The sequence below is a fragment of the Citrobacter freundii complex sp. 2025EL-00176 genome (genome assembly GCF_053309355.1).
This window is the reverse complement of the sequence record NZ_JBRYHT010000006.1, coordinates 227716-253896: the sequence shown is the minus strand read 5'-3', so window position 1 is coordinate 253896 and position 26181 is coordinate 227716. Positions and strand designations below refer to the sequence as shown.

Genomic DNA, 26181 nt, shown 5'->3' with positions numbered 1-26181 from the left:
GCCCGGCACGTTACCGGGCTAACGCCATAATGACAAGGCTTACAGCTCATACAGTTCGAGCGGTAATCCGTCGGGATCGTTAAAAAACGTAAAACGTTTGCCGGTAAACGGATCAATGCGTACCGGCTCGCACTTCACGTGGTGAGCATCCAGATGCGCGATCGCTTTCTCTACATCATCCACACTGAACGCCAGATGACGTAAACCACAGGCTTCCGGTCGACTCGGGCGGCAAGGCGGAAATGGGAAAGAAAAGAGCTCAATCACATACTGACCGTTCAATGCCAGATCGCCTTTCCAGGAGTCACGTTCTTCCCGGTAGGCTTCGCTCATCAGGGTGAAGCCCAGCACATCGCAGTAAAATGCCTTACTCGCCGCGTAGTCCGTCGCAATAATGGCAATATGGTGAACCTGTTTTAATCCCAGCATAGCGTTTTGCCTCTTTCGTTTTTTCTTTCAGCACGTTACTCGTGCGTAATGGGTTCAGGCAAGTCGTTATGCCATTTTTAAGACTCTCACACGATACACGCCATCTTCCCCCAGTTTAGCGCCATGGATATCGGTTTCAAATCCAGGATAATGATGACCCACTGAGCACAGCATCAGCAGGAAATCGAGTACCGCCCGGCTTTTTTTCGTGATCATTTCACCTGGCATCAAGAGCGGTACGCCGGGAGGATAAGGCAGGATCATATTGGCGGAAACGCGCCCCACCAGTTGATCGAGCGCTACCGTTTCAACCTCACCTTTGATCTGCCGCTGCCAGGCCTGATGCGGCGTCATTTTTATTTCCGGTAAGGTATCAAATGCCCGCAGCATCAGCCCGGAGAGATCGTGCTGGCGAATAAGCCTATGGATCCCCTGCGCCAGATCCTGAATCCGCATATTGCGATAAAAGTCGGGATCCTCAGCATACAGATCCGGCAGCATGTTTTTCACGCGTAAATTCAGATCGTACGAACGCTTAAATTCCGTCAGGCCGCGCAGCAGGCCCATCGCCCGGGTTTTATCAATGCCGATGCTGAACAGGAACAACAGATTATACGGTCCCGTTTTCTCGACAACCACGCCGCGTTCATCAAGGAATTTTGCCACCAGCGCGGCGGGGATCCCCTCTTCACTCATATTTCCCTGTTCATCCATACCCGGCGTCAGAATAGTGACCTTCACCGGGTCGAGGAACATGTGGTCGGCGTCAGCATCGACAAATCCGTGCCAGTCTTCACCAGGCGCTACCGGCCAGCATTCTGCTTCATCCACCCTTTCAGGCTGCCAGATATCAAAAAACCAGCCATCCGACTCTTCACGCAACCGCTGCACTTCTTTACGGAAATGCAACGCCCGCTCCACCGAACGATTGATTAACCGCTTGCCTGAATTGCCTCGCAGCATTGCCGCAGCGGTTTCTATCGAGGCGACAATCGGGTAACTCGGCGAAGTGGATGTGTGCATCATAAAGGCTTCGTTGAAGGTGTCTTCGTCGTAGTCGCCCTTAATATGGATCAGAGAAGCCTGTGACAACGCCGCCAGCATCTTGTGGGTGGACTGGGTTTCAAAAATCACTTTCCCCGGCACGCGCTCACCGCTCATCCCGCTTTTCCCCTGATAGATCGGATGAAAATGGGTATATGGCACCCAGGCTGAATCAAAATGGATAGAGGGCACTTCCAGCGTTTGCTTGATCCAGTTGGTGTTATACAGCAGGCCGTCATAGGTGGAGTTGGTGATCACCGCATGCACCGGCCATTGCGCCTGAGGGGTCTCTTCTACCTTGCTTTCGATGCTTGCACGGGTAAATTCCCGACGGGGGATACCGCCCAGAATGCCCAACGCATTACGCGTCGGCTTCAGCCAGATGGGCACCACATCGCTCATCATCAGCAAATGCGCCAAAGACTTATGGCAGTTGCGGTCAATCAACAGCGTACTGCCCGTGGGTGCGGCATACATGCCAACAATTTTATTGGAGGTGGAGGTGCCGTTGGTCACCATATAGCTCTGTTCGGCGCCAAAAGTGCGCGCGATATACTCCTCCGCTTCCAGGTGCGGGCCGGTATGATCCAGCAGCGAGCCCAACTCGGTCACGGAAATGGAGACATCGGCTTTCAGCGTATTACCGCCAAAGAAATCATAGAACAGGCAGCCGACCGGGCTTTTCTGGTACGCCGTTCCCGCCATATGCCCGGGCGTACAGAAGGTATACTTTCCTTCCTTCACATAGGTAAACAGCGCTTTGGTGAAAGGCGGCGTGATGTTATCCAGATATTCACTGGTGTACTGGCGGATGCGGGTGGCAATGTCTTCAGACTGGCCCAGCGCATACTCAAAAAACCACAGCGCCATGCGCAGATCGTGAGCGCTGACATCCATCGTTGAATGGGTATTAATAAAGGCGTAAAGCGGGAGATATTCGTTGAGCTGGTTGATGTCACTGCACAGATCCAGGCTGTATTCATCCCAGTCAAAAATGACGCCGCAAATTCGTGGGTTATGTTCGATAAACTTCAGCAGGTCAACGCTATTCTGCGGCCAGATAATCTGAAACCCCTGCTGTTGCAGCGCACGCTCAAGTTCCTTAATGGGCTCATCTTTATAAAAGACGCCATGCGGTCCCATGATGGCAATGATATTCATGCGTTCCTCCTGGAAAAACCTTAGTTAAGCATAGCCTGGTCAAACTGCAGGTAAAAAAAAGGGCCACAGCGTTGTGGCCCTTTTCAGAATCAATGCAGTTTACGCGTAACCGTAGCTCATCAGACGCTGGTAACGTCGGTTTTTCAGATCTTCTTTACCTAACACATTGAGATCGGCGAGATCGGCGAGCAGTTGCGCTTTCAGCGACGCAGCCATCACTTCCGGGTTGCGGTGTGCGCCGCCCAGCGGTTCAGGAATGATAGAGTCGATAAGCTTCAGCTCTTTCAGACGCGGCGCGATAATCCCCATCGCTTCTGCGGCCAGCGGCGCTTTATCGGCGCTTTTCCACAGAATAGACGCGCAGCCTTCCGGGGAGATAACGGAATAGGTGCTGTATTGCAGCATATTCACTTTATCGCCTACGCCAATCGCCAGCGCGCCGCCGGAACCACCTTCACCAATCACAGTGCAGATGACCGGTACGCTCAGACGCGACATTTCACGCAGGTTGCGCGCGATAGCTTCAGACTGACCACGTTCTTCCGCGCCCACGCCCGGGTAAGCCCCTGGGGTGTCGATGAAGGTAATGATCGGCATGTTGAAACGTTCGGCCATTTCCATCAGACGCAGCGCTTTGCGATAACCTTCCGGGGCTGGCATGCCGAAATTACGACGAATTTTTTCTTTGGTTTCACGGCCTTTCTGATGACCAATGATCATCACCGGACGGCCATCCAGACGCGCGATACCGCCGACGATAGCTTTGTCATCCGCATAGGCACGATCGCCCGCCAGCTCATCAAATTCATCAAACGCCAGGCGGACATAATCCAGGGTGTACGGACGCTGTGGATGGCGCGCCAGTTGGGCTACCTGCCATGCGCCAAGATCGGCGAAGATTTTACGCGTCAGTTCTACGCTTTTTTCACGCAGACGATGCACTTCTTCATCGATGTTAATATCCAGTTTCTCATCCTGACGGCTAACCGCAGTCAGAGAATCGATTTTTGCTTCCAGCTCTGCAATCGGCTGTTCAAAATCAAGGAAATTCAGACTCATAGTATTCCTGTATTAGTCAAACTCCAGTTCCACCTGCTCCGAACCAATAAGGCCGCGGAGATCGTTTAGCAAACGATCGCTCGGAGAGACACGCCACGTCGCGCCAAAACGCAACCGCGCACGTGCATCCGCCCTCTGATAGTAGAGATGTACTGGAATTGTCCCCGAGCGGTGGGGTTCCAGAGACTGACGGAGTCGGTTTAAAAGCTGGTCATCAATTTGCCTGTCCGTCAGCGAGATAGCAAGCCCGCGAGCATATTTTTCCCGGGCTTCGTCAATATCCATGACTTCACGGGCCATCATTTTAAGCCCGCCGCTGAAGTCATCAAAGCTGACCTGTCCGCTGACGATAAGTATGCGGTCTTTTTCCAGCAATTGCTGGTATTTATCCAGGGCATCGGTAAACAACATAACTTCCAGACGCCCGGAACGGTCATCCAGGGTACAGATGCCGATACGATTGCCGCGCTTGGTGACCATTACCCGCGCGGCAATGACGAGCCCCGCAGCCGTGGTGACTTTACCACGTTCTGTCGGATGCATGTCTTTCAGCCTGTGGCCTCCGACATAGCGCTCAATTTCTTTTAAATACTGGTTGATGGGGTGTCCCGTCAGGTAAAGCCCTAACGTTTCACGCTCACCGTCTAATACCACCTGCTCCGGCCACGGTGTACAGTTGGCATAAGACTGTTCAATTTGTTCCGGCTCTTCCGCCAGCACGCCAAACATATCAGCCTGACCGATAGCCTCGGCTTTCGCATGCTGATCGGCGGCTTTTAGCGCATCATTCAGCGAATTCATCAACGCCGCGCGGTGTGGGCCAAGGCGATCAAACGCCCCGGACATAATCAGTTTTTCCAGCACCCGGCGATTGAGTTTTTTGATATCCGTACGCGCACAGAGATCAAACAGCTCGCGGAAGTAACCGCCTTCGTTGCGCGCCTCAATAATAGCTTCAATTGGTCCTTCACCCACGCCTTTTATCGCGCCGATGCCGTAAACAATCTCGCCATCATCGTTAACGTGGAAATGGTACAGCCCGGAGTTAATGTCCGGCGGCAGAATTTTTAACCCCATGCGCCAGCATTCATCCACCAGCCCGACCACTTTCTCGGTGTTATCCATATCGGCCGTCATTACCGCCGCCATAAACTCGGCTGGGTAATGCGCCTTCAGCCACAGCGTCTGGTAAGAGACCAGCGCATAGGCAGCGGAGTGCGATTTGTTAAATCCGTAACCGGCGAATTTCTCCACCAGGTCAAAGATTTTCATCGCCAGCTCGCCGTCGACGCCGCGCTTTTTCGCTCCTTCTTCAAAGGTGCCGCGCTGCTTGGCCATCTCTTCCGGCTTCTTCTTACCCATCGCACGACGCAGCATATCCGCGCCACCAAGCGTATAACCGGACAGCTCCTGGGCAATCTGCATAACCTGTTCCTGATACAGGATAATGCCGTAGGTTGGCTCCAGTACCGGCTTCAGACACTCATGCTGCCATTGTACGTCCGGATAGGAAATCTCTTCGCGACCATGCTTACGGTCGATAAAGTTATCTACCATCCCCGACTGTAGCGGGCCTGGGCGGAACAAGGCCACCAATGCGATCATATCTTCGAAGCAGTCAGGCTGCAGACGTTTGATCAGATCCTTCATGCCGCGGGATTCAAGCTGGAATACCGCGGTGGTTTCCGAGCGTTGCAGCATGTCGAAGCTTTTCTTGTCATCCAGCGGGATAGCCGCGATATCCAGCGGCGGCTCGCCGTTCTTTTCACGGCGGGCGTTGATCATCTCCAGCGCCCAGTTGATGATGGTCAGCGTACGCAGACCCAGGAAGTCGAACTTCACCAGGCCGGCGTATTCTACGTCGTTCTTATCAAACTGAGTAACCGGGTGCAGCCCCTGTTCATCGCAGTATAGCGGCGCAAAATCGGTAATTTTGGTCGGGGCGATAACCACACCACCGGCGTGCTTACCGGCGTTACGCGTGACGCCTTCCAGCTTACGCGCCATGTCGATCAGCGCGCGTACTTCTTCATCCGCTTCGTAAATTTCCGGCAGCTGCGGTTCGGCTTCAAAGGCTTTCGCCAGCGTCATGCCCGGATCGGGCGGCACCAGTTTCGAAATACGATCCACGAAGCCGTACGGGTGCCCCAGCACGCGGCCCACGTCACGGATAACCGCTTTTGCCGCCATCGTACCGAAAGTAATAATCTGCGAAACCGCATCACGACCGTACATTTCCGCCACGTGTTCAATAACCTGGTCGCGTTTCTCCATACAGAAGTCAACGTCAAAGTCGGGCATAGAGACACGTTCCGGGTTCAGGAAACGTTCGAACAGCAGGTCAAATTCCAGCGGGTCAAGATCGGTAATTTTTAGCGCATAGGCCACCAGCGATCCTGCGCCGGAACCACGTCCCGGGCCTACTGGTACGCCGTTATCTTTCGACCACTGGATAAATTCCATAACGATCAGGAAGTAGCCAGGGAATCCCATCTGGTTGATAACCTGCAGCTCGATATCCAGACGTTCATCATATTCCGGACGGCGCTTGGCGCGCTCTTCCGGGTCCGGGAACAGGAATTCCAGACGCTCTTCCAGCCCCTCTTTCGACTTCGCCACGAGGAAATCCTCGGTGGTCATATCGCCGGTCGGGAACTGCGGCAGGAAATACTCGCCCAAACGCACCGTGACGTTACAGCGTTTGGCGATTTCGACGGTGTTTTGCAGCGCCTCCGGGATATCGGAGAACAGCTCGCACATCTCGTCTTCGCTACGCATATACTGCTGCGGCGAATAGTTACGCGGGCGTTTAGGATCGTCAAGGGTGAACCCGTCGTGGATCGCCACGCGGATTTCATGCGCGTCGAAATCACCGGTTTCAAGGAAGCGAACATCATTGGTCGCCACCACCGGCAAACCACGCCTTTCGGCCAGTTCTACCGCGGCATGCAGGTAGTTTTCTTCATCTTGTCGGCCGGTACGGATCAGCTCCAGGAAGTAGCTATTGGGAAAATGCGCTTCGTAAAACGCCACGCACTCGTCAACCAAGGCGCTATTACCGCGCAACAAGCTACGTCCGACGTCGCCCATGCGGCCGCCGGAGAGCAAAATCAAACCTTCTTTTAGCTCGACCAGCCAGTCCCTGTCGATAACTGGCCCTTCTGCACCATAACCGCGCTGATAGGCTTTTGATATCAATAACGTCAGGTTCTGATAGCCGGTATTGTTAGCGGCCAATACGGTGAGTTGCGTGAGTTCATCACCCAATAGCTCACTGCGGACGTGAAAATCTGCGCCTACAATGGGCTTAATACCGGCGCCGTGACCCGCTCCGTAAAACTTCACCAGACCACACAGGTTGGTAAAATCGGTGATCGCCAGCGCAGGCATGCCTAACGCGGCCGCCTTCTTCACCAGCGGCCCGGTTTTCGCCAGCCCATCGATCATGGAGTAGTCGCTGTGCACCCGGAGGTGGACGAAACGTGGTTCAGACATCTTCAGATTCCTTCGACACAAGAATCAGGACGTGAGTCCCAGTGCGCGTTTGACGGGGCCAAAACTGCGGCGATGGTGCTCTGTCGCGCCATACAGTGCCAATTTTTCCAGATGAAAAGCGGTTGGATAACCTTTATGCTGTGCAAAGCCATACTGCGGAAAAACCGTATCCAGCGCCGCCATTTCAGCGTCGCGGGTTACTTTTGCCAGTATTGACGCTGCGCTAATCTCCGCTACGCGGCTATCACCTTTGACTACCGCCATCGACGGTACCGGTAATGCCGGACAACGATTGCCGTCAATCAGTACGTATTCCGGGGCAATATGCAGACCCGCGACCGCACGCTGCATCGCCAGCATCGTGGCATGCAAAATATTCAGTTCGTCGATTTCATGCGGTTCTGCACGGCCTACGCTCCAGCTTAACGCTTTTTCTTTAATTTCATCAAACAGCGCCAGGCGACGTTTTTCCGACAGTTTTTTTGAGTCGTTAAGACCGATAATCGGGCGAGCCGGATCCAGAATAACGGCAGCAGTAACAACTGCGCCGACCAAAGGACCGCGCCCGACTTCATCCACACCCGCCACTAAATGCGTATGCGGATAAACAAATTCAATCATTGCGCTAACTCCAGGACTGCATCCGCGGCCTGCTCATCGGCATTGCAACGGATCTGCTGGTGCAGCTCACGGAATGTGTCGTGCATCGCATGGCTGGTTTTACCATTCGCCAGTAACGGCAACAGCGCTTGCGCCAGCGCATGCGGCTCACACTCTTCCTGCAACAGCTCTTTAACCAGTTCTCTTCCCGCCAGCAGGTTAGGTAGCGAAACGTAATCCGTTTTCACCAGACGCTTCGCCAGCCAGAAGGTGAAGGGTTTCATGCGGTAGCCGACCACCATCGGACACTTTGCCAGCATACACTCCAGCGCGGCGGTACCTGAAGCCAGCAGTGCCGCGTCGCTGGCTACCATCGCTTCACGTCCCATGCCATTAAGCAGATGCACGGAAAGCTCCGGCGCAACCTCAGCTTTGATACGCTCAAACTGCTCCCGACGTTTGGCATTGACCAGCGGCACCACCACTTCGAGATCCGGGTAATGCTGACGTAACAGCTGCGCCGTTTTCAGAAAATCGGCGCTGAGCATCTCCACTTCCGCGCCACGGCTTCCAGGCAGCAGCGCCAGGCAGTGAGCGTCGTGGGGGATACCCAGAATATCACGCGCCGCGTTTTTATCCGGATCTAACGGCATGGCATCCGCCATGGTGTGACCGATAAAGCGGCACGGGACGTTAAATTTGTCATAAAACGCTTTTTCGAAAGGCAGAAAGGCCAACACCATATTGGTGGATCTGCCTATTTTGAAAACGCGTTTCTGTCGCCACGCCCAGACAGACGGACTAACATAATGAATGGTTTTTATGCCCTGCTTTTTCAAGTTCCCTTCAAGGGTAATATTGAAATCAGGCGCATCAATGCCAACAAAAACATCCGGCTTGAGATCGGTGAATCGACGAGTGAGATCGGCACGAATATGCAGTAAACGGCGCAGACGTCCGAGCACTTCAACAATGCCCATCACCGCCAGTTCTTCCATTTCGTACCAGGCTTCACAGCCTTCGGCCTGCATCAGCGGCCCTGCCACGCCAACAAAACGCGCATTGGGAACACGAGCCTTGAGTGCGCGGATTAGCCCTGCACCAAGAATATCGCCGGAGGTTTCTCCGGCGACGAGGGCAATCGTTAAAGGACGCTGCTCAGTCATTAACGAATCAGGCCACGCGTTGAGCGCTCAAAGAAGTCGCTGAAAGCCTGGACTTCGGGGTACTGTTTCGCCAGTTCAGCGATTTCCGGCTTCGCTTCTTCCAACGTTTTACCGCTACGGTACAACGCTTTGTAGGCATTACGAATCGCGGTAATCGCTTCGCGGGTGAACCCACGACGCTTCAGACCTTCGATGTTGACGCCAAACGGCGTCGCGTGGTTGCCCTGGGCGATAACGTACGGTGGCACGTCCTGAGCAACGCCAGAACAGCCGCCAACCATCACATGCGCGCCGATGATGCAGAACTGATGCACCGCGGTCATGCCGCCGATGATAACAAAATCATCCAGCGAAACATGTCCGGCAAGCGTAGCGTTATTCGCCAGAATACAGCGGTTGCCTACCGTACAATCATGCGCGACGTGCGCATTAATCATCAGTAAGTTATCGCTGCCCACCTTCGTCACTCCACCGCCCTGCACTGTGCCACGATGAATGGTGACGCTTTCGCGGATGCGGTTGCGATCGCCAATTTCCACGCGGGTCGGTTCACCAGCATATTTCAGATCCTGGTTAACTTCGCCGATGGAGGCAAACTGATAGATCTCGTTATCGCGACCAATTTTTGTATGGCCATTCACGACAACGTGAGACTTCAGTACGGTACCCTCACCAATTTCAACATGGGGTCCAACAATACAAAATGGGCCAATGTGAGCGTTAGCGCCGATACTGGCGCCCTCTTCCACAATGGCGGTAGGGTGAATAAAGGCGGATTTATCAATCACGTATCAGGCCTCCCGGCTACGGGCACACATCATCGTTGCTTCGCACACAACTTTACCGTCGACCAGCGCAACCCCTTTAAAACGGGTCAGGCCACGGCGCGTTTTCTCGAAAGTCACTTCCATGATCATCTGATCGCCTGGCACGACAGGACGCTTAAAGCGTGCTTCGTCAATACCTGCGAAATAGTACAGTTCGCCTGGTTCCAGTTTTCCTACGCTTTTAAACGCAAGGATTCCGGTGGCCTGCGCCATCGCTTCCAGAATCAGCACGCCTGGGAAAATAGGTTTACCCGGGAAGTGGCCCTGGAAGAAAGGCTCATTAACGGATACATTTTTCACTGCGCGCAGAAAACGACCTTCTTCAAAATCCAGCACGCGGTCAACCAGCAGAAACGGAAAACGGTGCGGCAGAAGTTCTAAAATCTCTTCAATATGCAGAGTATGAGTGTTAGTAGTCAAAATACTCTTCCTGTCAAAATATACTAAAAGGCAATAATAACACGGCCTGTCGCAATCGTATGAATGGGACAGGCCGAAAAGTCAGACATGCAAAAAAGGTGTTTTAGTCTTGTTGATTAACCTTGCGCTCAATCGCTTTGAGGCGCTTGCTCATATCATCAATATTCATCACCAGTGCAGCTGTTTTACGCCATACCTTATTGGGTTGTAGCGGAATGCCTGAGGAGTAGACGCCAGGTTCGGTGATAGGACGCATCACCATACCCATGCCAGTTACCGTGACTTTATCGCATATTTCCATATGCCCATTGATCACGCTGGCGCCGCCAATCATGCAGTAACGGCCAATCTTCAGGCTACCCGCCATAATGACGCCACCGGCTACCGCCGTATTGTCGCCAATCACAACGTTATGTGCAATCTGGCACTGGTTATCAATGATAACACCATTACCGATCACAGTATCGTCCAGAGCACCACGGTCAATGGTGGTACACGCGCCGATCTCGACGCGATCGCCAATAATCACGCGACCAAGCTGCGGGATCTTCACCCAGTTACCGCGATCGTTCGCGTAACCAAATCCATCCGATCCGACAACAGTGCTGGACTGGATCAGGCAATTCTCTCCGATCTGAATGTCGTGGTAAATCGTCACATTCGCCCACAAGCGCGAACCTGCACCGATTTTTGTATTTTTTCCGACGAAGCAGCCTGCGCCGATAACCACGTTATCGCCCAGTTCTACGCCAGACTCAATGACCGCATTTGCGCCCACAGAGACATTTTTACCCAGCTTCGCCGTCGCATCGATCGCTGCACTCGGTGCAATGTTCTGTGCGGGCTGCGGCGTGGTATCTAAAATTTGCGCCATACGAGCATAGGTCAGGTAGGGATTCTTCACTACCAGCGCCGCACTCTTAGCAAAAGGAAGATCGTCCTGCGTCATCACAACGGCGGAAGCCTGGCATACGCCTAAGTGTTCACGGTACTTAGGATTCACCATAAATGTGATATTGCCAGTTTGCGCAGATTGCATGGACGCTACGCCGGTGATGACGATATCGCCATCACCGTGTAATTCTGCATCCAACTGCTCTGCTAAATCAGCCAGTCGAATTGAAGGCATTACTTATTTAACCTGTTTCAGTACGTCAGCGGTGATGTCTTTTACATCGCTGCTGTTGTATGCAACGGTGTTTGCGTCAACGACCAGATCGATGCTCTGGCTGTTAGCAACAGATTTCACAGCTGTCTGGATACGAGTAACCAGTTTGCCACGTTCTTCGTTGGAACGACGCGCACGATCCTGCTCAAAAGCCTGAGCTTTCTGAGAGAAAGTCTGGCGCTGAGCCATAACGTCTTTTTCCAGCTTGGTACGATCGCTACCCGCTTTCATAGATTGCAGACGCTGCATTTTAGATTGCAGATCGGATTCCATGCGCTGCAGTTCGCTGGCACGGCCTTTGAACTCGTTTTCCAGCGTCGCGGAAACACCTGTCTTCTGTGCAACCTGTTGGAACAGGCTACCCATGTTGACGATTGCAATTTTGTCAGCAGCCTGTGCGGACGTTGCCATCGCTAAACCGAGACCTGCAGCTAATAACCACTTTTTCACAATTAACTCCTTACCATCCCATTTGCACCCGAAGGTACAGTTCTTTGCGTGGCCAGGCGATCCCATGCAAGATCGCCTAAAGTCAGCGCTACACTACCACTACATTCCTTTGCGAAGAACAATTACCAGGTTTTACCAATGTTAAACTGGAACTGTTCCGCTTTGTCTCCATCGTACTTCTTGAACGGTTGGGCGTAGGAGAAAACCAACGGCCCCAATGGGGACATCCATTGTAAAGCGATACCAGCTGACATACGGATATTGCTCGGATCGCTGTAATCTGGCACACCGACAGCTCGTGTTTCTGCGCTATCCTGCCAATTAGTATCCCAAACGGTACCCATATCCCAGAAGAAGGAGGTACGAACCGAGTTGGCATATTTATCACTAATAAACGGCGTTGGGGTAATAAACTCCAGGCTGGCGACAGCCATGGCGTTACCACCGACTGCATCATCTGATTTACAGTCTTTACCGTCCTTGTTCGTGCACTCTTCGTAGTCGTCAGGATCCCCTGCATAAGCCCCTGATTTATAAACTGCTTTCGGACCGATAGTATTCGACTGGAAACCACGTACGGTGCTGGAACCACCGGCATAGAAGTTCTCATAGAACGGCATCTCTTTACTGCCAATACCGTCTCCATAACCTACCTTGGTACGGCCCAGGACAACCCATTTGTGATCGTCATCAATCGGCACGTAGGTCGCGGTATCCATCGACAATTTGTAGTATTCGTTATCAGAACCCGGAATGGTCACTTTACCGTTCAGATTGACGCGCGTACCGTCTGTCGGGAAGTAGCCACGGTCAAGCTTGTTATATGTCCAACCATAGTTAAAGGTGAAGTCATCAGCAGCAAAGCTGTTGGTATTACTCTCACCCATTGACTCAAGATAACGATCCATCGCAACCTGCGGCTGCATGTTGGACAGTTTGTTATGTACATAACCCAGACCCGCACGCAGCGTATTGTATTCGTTAACCGGGAAGCCAAGCGTTACATCAGTACCATAACTTTTGTTGGTATAGTCGGACAGGTCTGCATCATCCGCTTCAAAGTCGTTATAGAAGACGCGGCCACCAAGGCTCACACCGTCAACGGTGAAGTACGGGTTGGTTACAGACAACTCAGTATAGGTCTGGTAGTCGTTTTTGGTGCCGTTAATACCGACGGAATAACCGGTACCTAACCAGTTATCCTGCTGAACGCCCGCCTGGAAGCTCACGCCGCTCTCGGTACCGTAACCGACGCCGAAGTTAAAGCTACCGGTGTTACGCTCTTTCACCTTATAGACCACATCAACCTGATCCGGACGACCCGGAACACGCTGAGTATCGGTATCGACGGTTTCAAAGTAACCCAGACGGTTCAGACGTTCTTTACCCTGGTCGACCAGATCGCTGCCCAACCATGCGCCTTCCATCTGACGCATTTCGCGACGCAGAACGGAGTCTTTAGACGTGTCGTTCCCTTCAAAGCGAATCTTACGCACGTAGAAACGGTTACCCGCATCCACATTTACGCGTAATTTAACGGTTTTGTCGGCATCGTTGATTTCAGGCTGCGACTGAACGCGCGGATAGGCATAGCCATAGCGCCCCAGAAGCTTCTTGATATCATCTTCCATTTTGGTCACTTTGGTGCCGTTATAGAGTTCGCCTGGCTCGATTTTGGTCAGGCTCTCAATTTCGGCGGAGTGTCCGGCCAGGTTACCGCTCACCTCGACCCCAGAAAGCTTGTACTGATCGCCTTCAGTGATGTTAACGGTGATGTAGATACCTTTTTTATCCGGCGTCAGACTGACCTGGGTAGAATCGATATTGAAGCGAGCATAACCGCGATCCAGATAGTAGCTGCGCAGGGTTTCAAGATCGCCCGCGAGTTTCTGTTTCTGGTATTTACGATCGCCCACCACGTTCCACCACGGCACTTCATCACGCAGTTGGAAGTGAGAGATAAGTTCGTCAGTCGAGAAGGCATGGTTGCCGACGATATTGATCTGTTGGATCTTCGCCGAAACACCTTCCTGGAAGACCAGTTTGAGGTCAACGCGGTTACGCGGCAACGGCGTTACCACCGCTTTCACACTGGCGCTGTACTTACCGACGCTATAGTAGAAATCTTCCAGGCCCTTTTCGATATCGGCAAGCGTGGTGCGATCCAGAGACTCGCCAACACGTACGCCAGACGCCTCGAGGTTTTGCTTCAGCATGTCGTCTTTCACCGATTTGTTACCGGAGAAAGTGATGCTGGCAATCGTAGGACGTTCTTTTACCTGAACCAGAAGGGTATCACCATCGCGCAGGACGCGGACATCCTCAAAGTTACCGGTGGCGAACAGAGCACGAATGGTATTACTGATGTCTTCATCATTAACCGTGTCGCCTGTGCGCACCGGCATACTGAGGAGAGCCGCACCAACGGCGACTCGCTGTAGGCCTTCGAAATGAATGTCCTTCACTACGAACCCTTCAGCACCGTATACGGTGGCGCTGCTAAACAGCAGCGACGCTATGAGCAACTTTTTCATCGCCATCGTTATTATGCGTTCTTCCTAACACTCTCTTACAACCGAGAGAAATCATTGAAAAGTGCAAGCCCCATTAACAACACCAGCAAGATAGAGCCAATGCGATAACTAAAGTCTTGAACCCGCTCGGATACCGGACCGCCCTTCAGCTTTTCAATCGCCAGGAACAGCAGATGCCCCCCGTCAAGAACGGGCAACGGAAACAGGTTAATTATCCCTAAGTTCACGCTGATAAGCGCAAGGAACATCAGGTAATAAATCACCCCGAACTCCGCTGACATCCCAGCCCCCTGGGCGATGGAAATCGGCCCACTGAGGTTGTTCAGTTTTACATCACCGGTAATCAATTTTCCCAGCATACTGACCGTCAGCTTCATCAACTGCCACGTTTTATCCGAGGCTTCGAGGATGGCGCTGAAGGGCCCATACTGGCGTACAGTCTTATACTCATCAGGCAGAGGAATAATTTTAGGCACCACGCCCGCAAAACCTTCTGCCTTCCCGTTAACCTGTTTTGAATCTGGGGTTAACGTTAAAGACAAGGAACTCCCTTGTCTTTCAATATCTAGCGCTAACGGCATATCCGGATTATCGCGCACCAGCGTCACGAACGTCATCCATTGCGTCAGCGGCTGACCATTGACTTTAACGATCCTGTCGCCCGCTTGCAAACCCGCCTTACTCGCAGCCGAGTTAACCTGCACTTCTGACAGCACCGGTTCAATCTGCGGACCGCGTGGGCGAATCCCTAAACTGGAGACGGGATCCTGTTTGTCTGGCTCAAATGCCCAATGGCGTAAATCCAGCGTTTTGTCCTGCCGCTGGTTACTGCCAAACTGCGCCACGCTGAGCGTCGTATGCTCATCGCCAATTTTGGAAACCAACTGCAGTCTCACGGCATCCCAATCAGGGGTTTCGATACCATCAACCGCTTTTAGTTCCGTACCAGGCTGAATTTGCGCCTGCGCAGCAATCGAGTTGGGTGATATTTCACCAATAACCGGACGAACGCCAGGAACACCGATGATAAACACCAGCCAATAAGCGAAAATAGCAAAAAGGAAATTTGCAATCGGACCTGCGGCGATAATGGCTGCACGTTGCCCAACCGTTTTATTGTTGAAAGCGTAATGGCGCAGCTCCGGTACCACCGGTTCAGCGCGCTCATCCAGCATTTTGACGTAACCGCCGAGGGGGATTAGAGCGATGACGTATTCTGTACCCAGTTTATCGGTACGACGCCAAAGCGCTTTTCCAAAGCCAATGGAAAAGCGCTCAACGCGGACTCCGCAGCGCCGTGCAACCCAGAAATGACCAAATTCATGCACGGTGATAAGCACACCGAGTGCGACGATGAATGCAGCCAGATTCCAGAGAATACTCAGCATAAGACCATCCGTTAGAGCGTCCTGAATACCAGTAACAACAGGCAGGCAAAGACCGGTACCGCAGCCGTCAGGCTATCAATACGATCCAGAATACCGCCGTGTCCTGGAATTAAGTGACCACTGTCCTTAATACCTGCTTCACGCTTAAACATACTCTCAGTCAGGTCACCCAGCACGGAGGCCAGGGCTGCAACGATGGAGCAAATAAGCAAGGTGACAGGCGCAACTTCAAGATTCGCCCACATGCCATAACCCCATGAGATCACGGCCGCAGTGGCGAGTCCGCCAATAAAACCCTGCCAGGTTTTACCAGGAGAAACCTTCGGCGCCAGTTTATGTTTGCCAAACAGCTTACCAAACATATACGCACCAGAGTCCGCTCCCCAGACGAGGATCATGACATACAGCAGCCATAGCGCGCCACTATAATGATTCTCATCATAGTGCCATGCCCGTAGCGCCAGCATTCCCCAAAAGAACGGGACAATGGTTAACACGCCGAAAATTATGCGTAATGTTTTGGAATTACGCCAGACCGACGCCGAACCTGGGTAAAACAGTACCAGTAACAGCGCGACAATCCACCAGCCCAGCGACGCCCATAGCGATACTTCAACCAGCGGCTGATGAATATTGCGATGGTATTCTGGCAGTAAAAAAAGCATTAGCGCCAGCAACAGCCCGCACAAAACCGCCAGCCAGACTCGCTGTGTACGCGTGGTAAAGCCGCTTAACTGTCCCCATTCCCAGGCGGCCAACATACAGACGACCAGCGTAACAATGGCGAACCCCACCGGCGGCAGCAAAAACAGCGCCGCGATGACAACGGGTATTAAAACAAAAGCAGAAATCAGGCGATACTTCAGCAAAAGCGACCCCCATCAGGCTTTTTCATCACCGGGCTCGGTGCCGCCGAAACGACGCTCACGATTAGCAAAGGCATGCAGCGCACCTTCAAAGTCTTGTTCATCGAAATCGGGCCAGAGAACATCCGTAAAGTAAAGTTCGGCATAGGCAATTTGCCATAACAGAAAATTACTAATTCGATGCTCTCCCCCAGTCCTTATCACTAAATCCACAGGGGCCAGTTCATGCATACAAATTTGCTGCCCAAGCATTTCTTCATCGATTTGCTCTGGACGCAGCAGACCTTCCTGCACCTGTTGTGCCAGTTGCCTGACTCCCTGGACAATATCCCACCGTCCACCGTAATTCGCTGCAATATTCAGCGTCAACCCGGTATTCTGGGCGGTAAGCGCTTCTGATTTGCGAATCCGTTCTTGCAAACGTGAGTTAAATCGACTGATATCCCCGATAATACGCAGACGTACGTTATGGCGGTGCAGGTTTTTCACTTCGCTATCAAGCGCCCACACAAACAGTTCCATTAACGCGCTAACTTCCTGCGCAGGTCGGTTCCAGTTCTCACTGCTAAAGGCATACAGCGTTAACGCATCAATACCGTTATTGGCAGCAAAAGAGACAGCCCGGCGGACGGATTTTGCTCCGGCCTTATGCCCAAAGGCGCGAATCTTCCCTTGCTTTTTCGCCCAGCGGCCATTGCCATCCATGATGATTGCGACATGGCGGCAACCATGTGCTGGCAAATTTTCGCTTAATGGTTTAGTTGCAGACAACATAACGCGTTTTTAGTCCCTGAAAGGATTTACGGTACTCAGGAATACTGAAGCCCTCACACAAAAAAGCCGTGTCAAACCACGGCTTACCCGACCGAAAAAAAGCAACTACCTGCGATCGAGTGGCGCAGACTATATCACTGAAGCCCAACGCTAACAAATAGCACGATCTTCCGTAGAGGGATTATCATCAGCTTGAGAGTCGCATCACTTCTTTTCTGGCGACTTCCCGCGCGATGGTATCAACCTTCAGCACGTCATCAACGCTCTGCGGCTCCTGCAAATCCATCTTATCCAGTACGGATAAATTAAGATCGGCAATATCGGTAAATCGAATCTGCTGCGCCAGAAATGCGGCAACGGTAATTTCATTCGCGGCGTTCAGGGCGGTCGTCGCCGCCTGCCCTTGCTCAAACGCGTCCATCGCCAGTTTCAGGCACGGATAGCGCTGGTAGTCAGGTGCGGAAAACGTCAACGCACTGAGTTTGCAAAAGTCGACAGGCTTCACGCCAGACTTCACTCGTTCCGGCCATGCCATCGTATGGGCAATAGGTGTACGCATGTCAGGTTCCCCCAACTGCGCCAGAACGCTGCCATCCTGATAACGTACCATCGAATGGATAACCGACTGCGGATGAATCAGCACTTCCATCTGGCTTGCGCTGGCATTAAATAACCAACGCGCTTCAATGTATTCCAGACCTTTATTCATCATGGTGGCTGAATCGACAGAGATTTTTCGTCCCATCGACCAATTCGGATGACGACATGCCTGATCGGGGGTCATAGCAACCAGATCGCGCAATGGCGTTTCACGGAAAGGGCCACCAGACCCGGTAAGCAGAACGGACACGACGCCGTTTTGCTCAAGGTCAGCGTATCCCAGATTGAGTTGGATCGGTTGCGGTAAACTCTGAAAAATCGCGTTATGCTCGCTATCCACCGGCAAAAGCTGCGCTTTGTGGCGTTTCACGTCGTCCATAAACAGACGTCCGCAGGTTACCAGAGACTCTTTGTTCGCCAGCAAAATGCTTTTGCCCGCGCGGATTGCCGAAAGCGTCGGCAGCAAACCCGCTGCGCCGACAATCGCCGCCATGACCTGATCAACATCATCCAGTGCGGCCATATCACAGGCAGCCTGCTGTCCACTCATCACTTCAGTGCGGCTACCCTGCTCCAGCAGGGCCGATTTTAGCAATACCGCGCTTTTTTCATCGTCCATTACCGCATAGCGAGGAGAAAATTCCAGGCATTGCTCCACCATGCGGGCAACATTCTTACCCGCAACCAACGCAGCAACACGAAATTTTTCCGGGTTATGGCGTACTACATCCAGCGTACTGCAACCAATGGAACCGGTTGATCCCAGGATGGTTAATTGCTTCATGAGACATCCAGAAAAATAGGGTATAGACAGTAAAAAGCAAAACGCCGCCATCCAGCCTTTGCAGACCTTCTAAGCGGCGTTTTTAGCGTACAGGCGAATCAGAACTGCATCAGTTCCGTTTCTTTCTCTGCCAGCGCCGCATCAACTTTCTTGATTGCTGCGTCAGTCAGTTTCTGTACTTCGTCCTGAGAACGGCGATCGTCATCTTCGCTGATCTCTTTATCTTTCAACAGCGCTTTCACTTTGTCGTTTGCATCGCGGCGTACGTTACGTACGGCAACACGCGCGCCTTCAGCTTCGCCACGCACGATCTTGGTCAGATCTTTACGACGCTCTTCGGTCAGCGGAGGCAGCGGAACGCGGATGTCGGAACCCGCAGAGCTTGGATTCAGACCAAGGTCGGAAGCCATAATTGCTTTTTCAACGGCTGGTCCCATGGAACGGTCAAACACGTTGATTTTCAGGGTACGGGAATCTTCAACCGTTACGCTTGCCAGCTGGCGCAGCGGAGTCGGCGTGCCGTAATATTCCACGACAATACCATCCAGCAGGCTAGGAGAAGCGCGGCCCGTACGAATTTTGCTGATTTGGTTTTTGAACGCTTCGACGCATTTGTCCATGCGTACTTCGGCATCTTTTCTGATATCGTTGATCACGTTACGAATCCTTGAAAGCTCGTTTCAGTCAGACCATACCCACCACGTAAGCTGTGACAAGTATAGTCTTGATTAATTTTGAGGGACGTATCCCGCGACATTAAAGCGGAATATTACCTGCATTTAGCCGCAACGGGAATTATTCCGTGATTAACGTGCCTTCTTTTTCACCCATAACAACACGGCGCAGCGCACCCGGTTTGTTCATGTTAAAGACACGAATCGGTAATTTGTGGTCACGAGCCAGCGTGAACGCCGCCAGATCCATCACTTTCAGCTCTTTATCCAGTACTTCAGTGTAGGTCAACTGTTCGTACATGGTCGCCGTAGGATCTTTCGCCGGGTCGGCAGTAAATACGCCGTCCACTTTGGTGGCTTTCAGTACCACATCCGCTTCAATTTCAATCCCGCGCAGGCAGGCTGCTGAATCGGTAGTGAAGAACGGATTACCGGTACCCGCAGACAAAATAACAACGCGGTTGTTACGCAGCAGGCTGATCGCTTCCGCCCAGCTGTAGTTATCACACACGCCGTTCAGAGGAATGGCGGACATCAAGCGAGCGTTCACATAGGCGCGGTGAAGCGCATCGCGCATCGCCAGACCGTTCATTACGGTGGCTAACATGCCCATGTGGTCGCCCACAACGCGGTTCATCCCTGCTTTCGCCAGACCAGCGCCACGGAACAGGTTACCGCCACCAATCACTACGCCAACCTGAATACCCAGCTCAACCAGCTCTTTGATTTCCTGAGCCATACGGTCAAGTATGCTTGCATCAATACCGAAGCCTTCTGAACCTTGCAGAGCTTCGCCACTTAACTTAAGCAGAATACGTTTGTAGACGGGTTTTGCATTGGTAGCCATGTTTCTTTCCTGAGACTGTCAACGAATGAGATGAGTTAATTCCGGCGACATTGTATGTCGCTTTTCAGCATGACCACTATAGTGGTTCGCTGAATTTACAAGCCAGACACAAAAAGAAGCCGCCCTCAGGCGGCTCCTTTAAAAATTAAGACTGCTTGGACATCGCAGCAACTTCTGCTGCAAAGTCAGTCTCAACTTTCTCGATGCCTTCACCCACTTCGAAGCGGATGAAACCAGTTACGTCAGCGTTGTGCTCTTTCAGCAGCTGACCAACAGATTTGCTCGGTTCCATAACGAAAGGCTGGCCAGTCAGAGAAACTTCGCCAGTGAATTTCTTCATGCGGCCTTCAACCATCTTCTCTGCGATTTCTTTCGGCTTGCCAGACTGCATGGCGATGTCCAACTGAACCTGGTATTCTTTCTCTACCACTTCAGCAGAAACGTCTTCCGGCTTAACGAATTCTGGTTTGCTTGCAGCAACGTGCATTGCCAGCTGTTTAACCAGTTCTTCGTCAGCGCCAGTTGCAGCAACCAGAACACCGATACGCGCACCGTGCTGGTAGTTACCCAGAACTTCGCCTTCCAGGGAAGCCACGCGACGAATGTTGATGTTCTCACCGATTTTAGCAACCAGCGCAACACGTTCTTCTTCGAACTGTGCTTTCAGAACTTCAACGTCAGTGATTTTGCCAGCAACGGCAGCGTCCAGTACTTTGTCAGCGAAAGCCTGGAAACCAGCATCTTTAGCAACGAAGTCAGTCTGGCAGTTAACTTCCAGAATGAAAGCGATGTTGCCGTCGATTTTGGTTTTGATTACGCCGTCAGCAGCAACGTTGCCTGCTTTTTTCGCCGCTTTGATTGCGCCGGACTTACGCATGTTTTCGATTGCCAGCTCGATGTCGCCATTAGCTTCAGTCAGTGCTTTTTTGCAATCCATCATGCCTGCGCCAGTACGCTCACGCAGCTCTTTTACCAGGGATGCGGTAATTTCAGCCATTCTAAAATCCTCGGAAGATTTGATCTGCCCGGCATGAAACCGCACAGATTTAAAAGTGAAAAAGGGGGCCATATACAGGCCCCCTAACCAAACGTGATACTACCTGGTCTATAAGGGCTCTAACGAGCGTGCCTTATTATTCAGCTTCTACGAAGCTTTCTTCCGCCTGGGAAGCCAGATCCTGAGAACGGCCTTCACGAACGGTAGTAGCTACAGCGCCCAGGTACAGGGTCACAGCACGGATTGCGTCGTCGTTACCCGGGATAACGAAGTCAACACCGTCCGGATCAGAGTTGGTATCAACGATAGCAAATACCGGGATACCCAGGTTGTTTGCTTCTTTGATAGCAATGTGCTCGTGGTCAGCATCGATTACGAACAGAGCGTCCGGCAGACCGCCCATGTCTTTGATACCGCCCAGGCTGTTTTCCAGTTTCTCAAGCTCACGAGTACGCATCAGCGCTTCTTTCTTGGTCAGCTTTTCGAAAGTACCGTCCTGAGACTGAGTTTCCAGATCTTTCAGACGTTTGATGGACTGACGAACGGTTTTCCAGTTAGTCAGCATACCGCCCAGCCAGCGATGGTTCACGAAGAACTGGTCGCAGCTGTTAGCAGCTTCTTTCACCGCTTCGCTTGCAGCGCGTTTAGTACCAACGAAAAGGATTTTACCTTTACGAGAAGAGATCTTGTTCAGTTCAGCCAGAGCTTCGTTGAACATCGGTACAGTTTTCTCAAGGTTGATGATGTGAACTTTGTTACGCGCACCGAAGATGAACGGCTTCATTTTCGGGTTCCAGTAACGGGTCTGGTGGCCAAAGTGAACACCAGCCTTGAGCATGTCGCGCATGGAAACAGTTGCCATGATTAAAACCTCTATATATAAAAGTTGGGGTTAAGCCTCCACGCATCCCATATTACCGACCCCAAAGGGCACCCCGGAATATGTGCCGATACGTGTGTGTTGTTACACAAAGTGAGATTTGTCGCTCCCGTCCATCGTGTGTAGTCTTCGAATGGATCGGAAGTCCGGCGCGCTTTATACCACAAATACGCCGTAGACACCAATAATTGTTGGCGGTCTGTGCTGAATTGAACAATGAATTTCGTGTTACAGGCAGGCGGCAAATTTTTGAATCCCCGGGAGCTTACGGCCAGTAAGTGACTGGGGTGAAAAAATGTAGCCAACGCACCTGTGGCACGAAAGGCGAAGTTCAGAATGATTCTCAATTTGGCAGGGTACACCCCTGACTGATACCATTGTCAGCACTTACACAATTATTGCCGAAATAATCGGCACTGATGGACAGAATTCATGGCTATCTCAATCAAGACCCCTGAAGAAATCGAAAAAATGCGCGTCGCTGGCCGTCTGGCGGCGGAAGTACTGGAGATGATCGAACCATTTATCAAACCGGGCGTCAGCACCGGCGAACTGGATCGCATCTGTAATGACTATATCGTTAATGAGCAGCACGCCATTTCCGCGTGCCTGGGCTACCACGGTTACCCTAAATCCGTGTGTATCTCGATTAACGAAGTGGTGTGCCACGGGATCCCGGACGACGCTAAGCACCTGAAAGATGGGGATATCGTTAACATCGACGTGACCGTCATTAAAGACGAATTCCACGGCGATACCTCCAAAATGTTTATCGTCGGCAAACCCACCATTCTGGGCGAACGTCTGTGCCGTGTAACGCAGGAAAGCCTGTATCTGGCGCTGCGGATGGTTAAACCGGGCATTCGCCTGCGCACGTTGGGCGCTGCGATTCAGAAATACGCGGAAGGCGAAGGCTTCTCTGTAGTACGTGAATACTGCGGTCACGGTATCGGTCGCGGCTTCCACGAGGAGCCTCAGGTTCTGCACTACGATGCGGACGACGGCGGCGTGGTACTGCAGCCGGGCATGACCTTCACCGTAGAACCAATGCTGAATGCCGGCGATTACCGCATCCGCACTATGAAAGACGGCTGGACGGTGAAAACCAAAGACCGCAGCTTGTCTGCTCAGTACGAGCATACTATTGTGGTAACGGAAAACGGCTGTGAGATCCTGACGTTACGCAAGGATGACACCATCCCGGCGATCATCACACACGACGAATAATGTTTTGCCTGATGGCGATGCATTCGCATCTTATCAGGCCTACAAATTGTACTACTTCGTAGGCCGGATAAGGCGCTCGCGCTGCCATCCGGCTTTTTAATGGGTGGCGCATAATGAATACTCTTCCTGAACAGCACGCAAATACGGCCCTCCCCACCCTGCCTGGCCAACCGCAAAACCCCGGAACCTGGCCACAGCACGATCTCAACTGCGCCGGCATTAAAGCGCATATCGACACGTTCCAGCGCTGGTTAGGCGAAGCGTTTGATAGCGGAATTTCCGCTGAACAGCTCATTGAGGCCCGTACCGAATTTATTGACCAGTTGCTACAGCGCCTGTGGATTGAAGCCGGTTTTGGCCAAATTGCCGACCTGGCACTGGTTGCCGTTGGTGGTTACGGGCGCGGCGAACTGCACCCGCTTTCCGATATCGACCTGTTGGTCCTCAGCCGTAAAAAGCTCCCTGACGCGCAGGCCGAAAAAGTGGGTGAGCTGTTAACGCTGTTATGGGACGTGAGGCTGGAGGTGGGCCACAGCGTGCGTACGCTGGAAGAGTGTCTGCTGGAAGGTTTATCAGATTTAACCGTCGCCACCAACCTGATAGAAACACGCCTGCTGATTGGCGACGTGGCGCTGTTTCTTGAGCTACAAAAGCATATTTTTAGCGAAGGTTTCTGGCCGTCCGATAAGTTTTACGCCGCCAAAGTGGAAGAGCAAAATCAACGCCACCAGCGTTATCACGGCACCAGCTACAATCTGGAACCCGATATCAAAAGCAGCCCCGGCGGCCTGCGCGACATCCACACTCTACAATGGGTCGCCCGCCGCCATTTTGGTGCAACCTCACTGGATGAGATGGTTGGTTTCGGTTTTTTGACGCTGGCGGAGCGTGCTGAGCTGAATGAATGCTTGCATATCCTGTGGCGCATACGCTTTGCTCTGCACCTGATCGTGAGTCGTTACGATAACCGCCTGCTGTTTGATCGTCAGCTTAGCGTAGCCCAACGGCTAAACTACGGCGGCGAGGGCAATGAGCCAATCGAGCGGATGATGAAAGACTACTTCCGCGTCACACGACGGGTCAGCGAACTGAACCACATGCTGTTGCAGCTGTTCGACGAGGCGATCCTCGCCATGCCCGCCGACGAAAAGCCGCGTCCGATTGATGACGACTTTCAACTGCGCGGCTCCTTGATTGATCTGCGCAACGATGACCTGTTTATCCGCAAACCTGAAGCGATATTGCGGATGTTTTACATCATGGTGCGTAACAGCGCGATAAGCGGAATTTACTCCACCACCCTGCGCCATTTGCGCCATGCCCGCCGTCATTTAACGCAGCCGCTATGCTACATCCCGGAAGCGCGCTCGCTGTTTCTCAGCATGTTGCGCCATCCGGGCGCGGTGAGCCGCGGCCTGCTGCCGATGCATCGTCACAGCGTGTTGTGGGCCTATATGCCGCAATGGTCGCATATCGTTGGCCAAATGCAGTTTGACCTGTTTCATGCCTATACGGTGGATGAACACACCATCCGCGTAATGCTCAAGTTGGAAAGTTTTGCCAACGAAGATACCCGCCAGCGCCATCCGCTATGTGTGGATCTGTGGCCGCGCCTGCGCCAGCCGGAGCTGATTCTGATTGCCGCTTTGTTCCACGATATCGCCAAAGGCCGCGGCGGCGATCACTCAGTCCTCGGGGCGCAGGACGTCCTCAAATTCGCCGAATTACACGGCCTGAATTCCCGCGAAACGCAGCTGATCGTGTGGCTGGTGCGTCAGCATTTGCTGATGTCAGTAACCGCTCAACGTCGCGATATTCAGGATCCCGAAGTGATTAAGCAATTCGCCGAAGAAGTGCAAACGGAACACCGCCTGCGCTTTTTGGTGTGCCTGACCGTCGCGGATATTTGCGCCACTAACGAAACGCTGTGGAATAGCTGGAAACAAAGTCTGCTGCGCGAGCTGTACTTTGCCACGGAAAAACAGCTACGCCGTGGGATGCAAAACACGCCGGATATGCGCGAGCGCGTACGTCACCACCAGCTTCAGGCGCTGGCGTTATTGCGGATGGATAACATTGATGAAGAAGCGTTGCACCATATCTGGTCACGCTGTCGAGCGAACTATTTCGTACGCCACAGCCCAAATCAACTGGCCTGGCATGCGCGTCATCTCTTGCAACATGACCTGAAAGAGCCGCTCATTCTGCTTAGCCCGCAGGCAACGCGTGGGGGAACGGAGATCTTTATCTGGAGCCCGGATCGCCCGTATCTGTTTGCCGCCGTTTGCGCCGAACTGGACCGGCGTAATCTGAGCGTCCACGATGCGCAGATTTTCACCACCCGCGATGGGATGGCGATGGATACGTTCATTGTGCTGGAGCCGGACGGCAGCCCGCTGTCGTCAGACCGACACGAAGCGATCCGTTTTGGGCTGGAACAGGCGATCACTCAGCGTAGCTGGCAGCCGCCGCAACCGCGTCGCCAGGCAGCAAAATTACGCCATTTTACCGTTGATACCGAAGTGACTTTTCTGCCGACCCATACCGACCGAAAATCATTCCTCGAGCTTATCGCGCTCGACCAGCCAGGACTGCTGGCGCGGGTCGGGCAGATTTTTGCCGATCTGGGAATTTCGCTGCATGGCGCCCGAATTACAACTATTGGCGAGCGAGTAGAAGATTTATTCATAATCGCCACCGCCGACCGGCGCGCCCTTAATAATGAGCTGCAGCAGGAAGTGCATCAACGGTTGACAGAGGCCCTCAATCCAAACGATAAAGGGTGATGTTT

Annotated in this window: 21 protein-coding genes; 2 read left to right on the top strand and 19 right to left on the bottom strand. The window is 52.6% G+C overall.

The features are described 5' to 3' along the window. Positions 1-39 precede the first annotated feature (39 nt). From ACVXHP_RS14465 to rpsB, 19 genes are all read right to left on the bottom strand, one after another. Complete coding sequence (locus ACVXHP_RS14465; protein ID WP_200008664.1) at positions 40-429, bottom strand: VOC family protein; 390 nt, start codon at positions 427-429, stop codon at positions 40-42. 66 nt (positions 430-495) lie between these two features. Beyond that, on the bottom strand, positions 496-2634 hold the full coding sequence (gene ldcC, locus ACVXHP_RS14460) for a lysine decarboxylase LdcC (RefSeq protein WP_447571697.1): 2139 nt from the start codon (positions 2632-2634) through the stop codon (positions 496-498). A 99-nt stretch (positions 2635-2733) separates the two neighbouring features. After that, a complete protein-coding gene (accA, locus tag ACVXHP_RS14455) occupies positions 2734-3693 on the bottom strand; it encodes an acetyl-CoA carboxylase carboxyl transferase subunit alpha (protein WP_447571696.1) in 960 nt (319 codons plus the stop codon). Positions 3694-3705: 12 nt separating this feature from the next. After that, positions 3706-7188 (bottom strand): DNA polymerase III subunit alpha, encoded by a 3483-nt coding sequence (gene dnaE / locus ACVXHP_RS14450; protein WP_447571695.1) that lies wholly within the window; start codon positions 7186-7188, stop codon positions 3706-3708. A gap of 24 nt (positions 7189-7212) precedes the next feature. Further along, entirely contained in the window at positions 7213-7809 is a 597-nt protein-coding gene (gene rnhB / locus ACVXHP_RS14445; protein ID WP_447571694.1) for a ribonuclease HII, read from the bottom strand. Further along, positions 7806-8954 carry a lipid-A-disaccharide synthase gene (lpxB, locus tag ACVXHP_RS14440; RefSeq protein ID WP_042312164.1) on the bottom strand — a complete coding sequence of 383 codons (1149 nt, stop codon included), beginning with the start codon at positions 8952-8954 and terminating at the stop codon, positions 7806-7808. Before lpxB ends, rnhB begins: the two co-directional genes overlap by 4 nt. Beyond that, positions 8954-9742 (bottom strand): acyl-ACP--UDP-N-acetylglucosamine O-acyltransferase, encoded by a 789-nt coding sequence (gene lpxA, locus ACVXHP_RS14435; protein ID WP_200008659.1) that lies wholly within the window; start codon positions 9740-9742, stop codon positions 8954-8956. Before lpxA ends, lpxB begins: the two co-directional genes overlap by 1 nt. Before the next feature lie 3 nt (positions 9743-9745). Further along, on the bottom strand, positions 9746-10201 hold the full coding sequence (fabZ, locus tag ACVXHP_RS14430; protein ID WP_003018528.1) for a 3-hydroxyacyl-ACP dehydratase FabZ: 456 nt from the start codon (positions 10199-10201) through the stop codon (positions 9746-9748). A 103-nt stretch (positions 10202-10304) separates the two neighbouring features. Next, positions 10305-11330 (bottom strand): UDP-3-O-(3-hydroxymyristoyl)glucosamine N-acyltransferase, encoded by a 1026-nt coding sequence (gene lpxD, locus ACVXHP_RS14425; RefSeq protein WP_042312169.1) that lies wholly within the window; start codon positions 11328-11330, stop codon positions 10305-10307. 3 nt (positions 11331-11333) lie between these two features. Continuing rightward, positions 11334-11819: a molecular chaperone Skp gene (gene skp, locus ACVXHP_RS14420; RefSeq protein ID WP_016151765.1), complete on the bottom strand. Its 486-nt coding sequence runs from the start codon at positions 11817-11819 to the stop codon at positions 11334-11336. A gap of 122 nt (positions 11820-11941) precedes the next feature. Further along, entirely contained in the window at positions 11942-14359 is a 2418-nt protein-coding gene (bamA, locus tag ACVXHP_RS14415; RefSeq protein ID WP_316130764.1) for an outer membrane protein assembly factor BamA, read from the bottom strand. A 29-nt stretch (positions 14360-14388) separates the two neighbouring features. Further along, positions 14389-15741 carry a sigma E protease regulator RseP gene (rseP, locus tag ACVXHP_RS14410; protein ID WP_447571693.1) on the bottom strand — a complete coding sequence of 451 codons (1353 nt, stop codon included), beginning with the start codon at positions 15739-15741 and terminating at the stop codon, positions 14389-14391. A gap of 11 nt (positions 15742-15752) precedes the next feature. Further along, on the bottom strand, positions 15753-16610 hold the full coding sequence (gene cdsA / locus ACVXHP_RS14405; RefSeq protein WP_038637406.1) for a phosphatidate cytidylyltransferase: 858 nt from the start codon (positions 16608-16610) through the stop codon (positions 15753-15755). A gap of 12 nt (positions 16611-16622) precedes the next feature. Beyond that, entirely contained in the window at positions 16623-17381 is a 759-nt protein-coding gene (gene ispU, locus ACVXHP_RS14400; protein WP_032940405.1) for a (2E,6E)-farnesyl-diphosphate-specific ditrans,polycis-undecaprenyl-diphosphate synthase, read from the bottom strand. A gap of 187 nt (positions 17382-17568) precedes the next feature. After that, positions 17569-18765 carry a 1-deoxy-D-xylulose-5-phosphate reductoisomerase gene (gene ispC, locus ACVXHP_RS14395; protein ID WP_200008656.1) on the bottom strand — a complete coding sequence of 399 codons (1197 nt, stop codon included), beginning with the start codon at positions 18763-18765 and terminating at the stop codon, positions 17569-17571. Between the two features lie 98 nt (positions 18766-18863). Further along, positions 18864-19421 (bottom strand): ribosome recycling factor, encoded by a 558-nt coding sequence (gene frr, locus ACVXHP_RS14390; RefSeq protein ID WP_006686783.1) that lies wholly within the window; start codon positions 19419-19421, stop codon positions 18864-18866. 139 nt (positions 19422-19560) lie between these two features. Further along, positions 19561-20286 carry a UMP kinase gene (gene pyrH, locus ACVXHP_RS14385; RefSeq protein WP_003018549.1) on the bottom strand — a complete coding sequence of 242 codons (726 nt, stop codon included), beginning with the start codon at positions 20284-20286 and terminating at the stop codon, positions 19561-19563. Positions 20287-20431: 145 nt separating this feature from the next. Beyond that, on the bottom strand, positions 20432-21283 hold the full coding sequence (tsf, locus tag ACVXHP_RS14380) for a translation elongation factor Ts (RefSeq protein ID WP_003018551.1): 852 nt from the start codon (positions 21281-21283) through the stop codon (positions 20432-20434). A 136-nt stretch (positions 21284-21419) separates the two neighbouring features. Further along, positions 21420-22145 carry a 30S ribosomal protein S2 gene (gene rpsB / locus ACVXHP_RS14375; protein WP_249457465.1) on the bottom strand — a complete coding sequence of 242 codons (726 nt, stop codon included), beginning with the start codon at positions 22143-22145 and terminating at the stop codon, positions 21420-21422. Between the two features lie 450 nt (positions 22146-22595). On the opposite strand from rpsB, the gene map reads away from it, so the two are divergent. Both map and glnD read left to right on the top strand, forming a co-directional pair. Next, entirely contained in the window at positions 22596-23390 is a 795-nt protein-coding gene (gene map / locus ACVXHP_RS14370) for a type I methionyl aminopeptidase (RefSeq protein ID WP_447571692.1), read from the top strand. A gap of 113 nt (positions 23391-23503) precedes the next feature. Continuing rightward, entirely contained in the window at positions 23504-26176 is a 2673-nt protein-coding gene (glnD, locus tag ACVXHP_RS14365; protein ID WP_200008654.1) for a bifunctional uridylyltransferase/uridylyl-removing protein GlnD, read from the top strand. Positions 26177-26181: the final 5 nt, after the last annotated feature.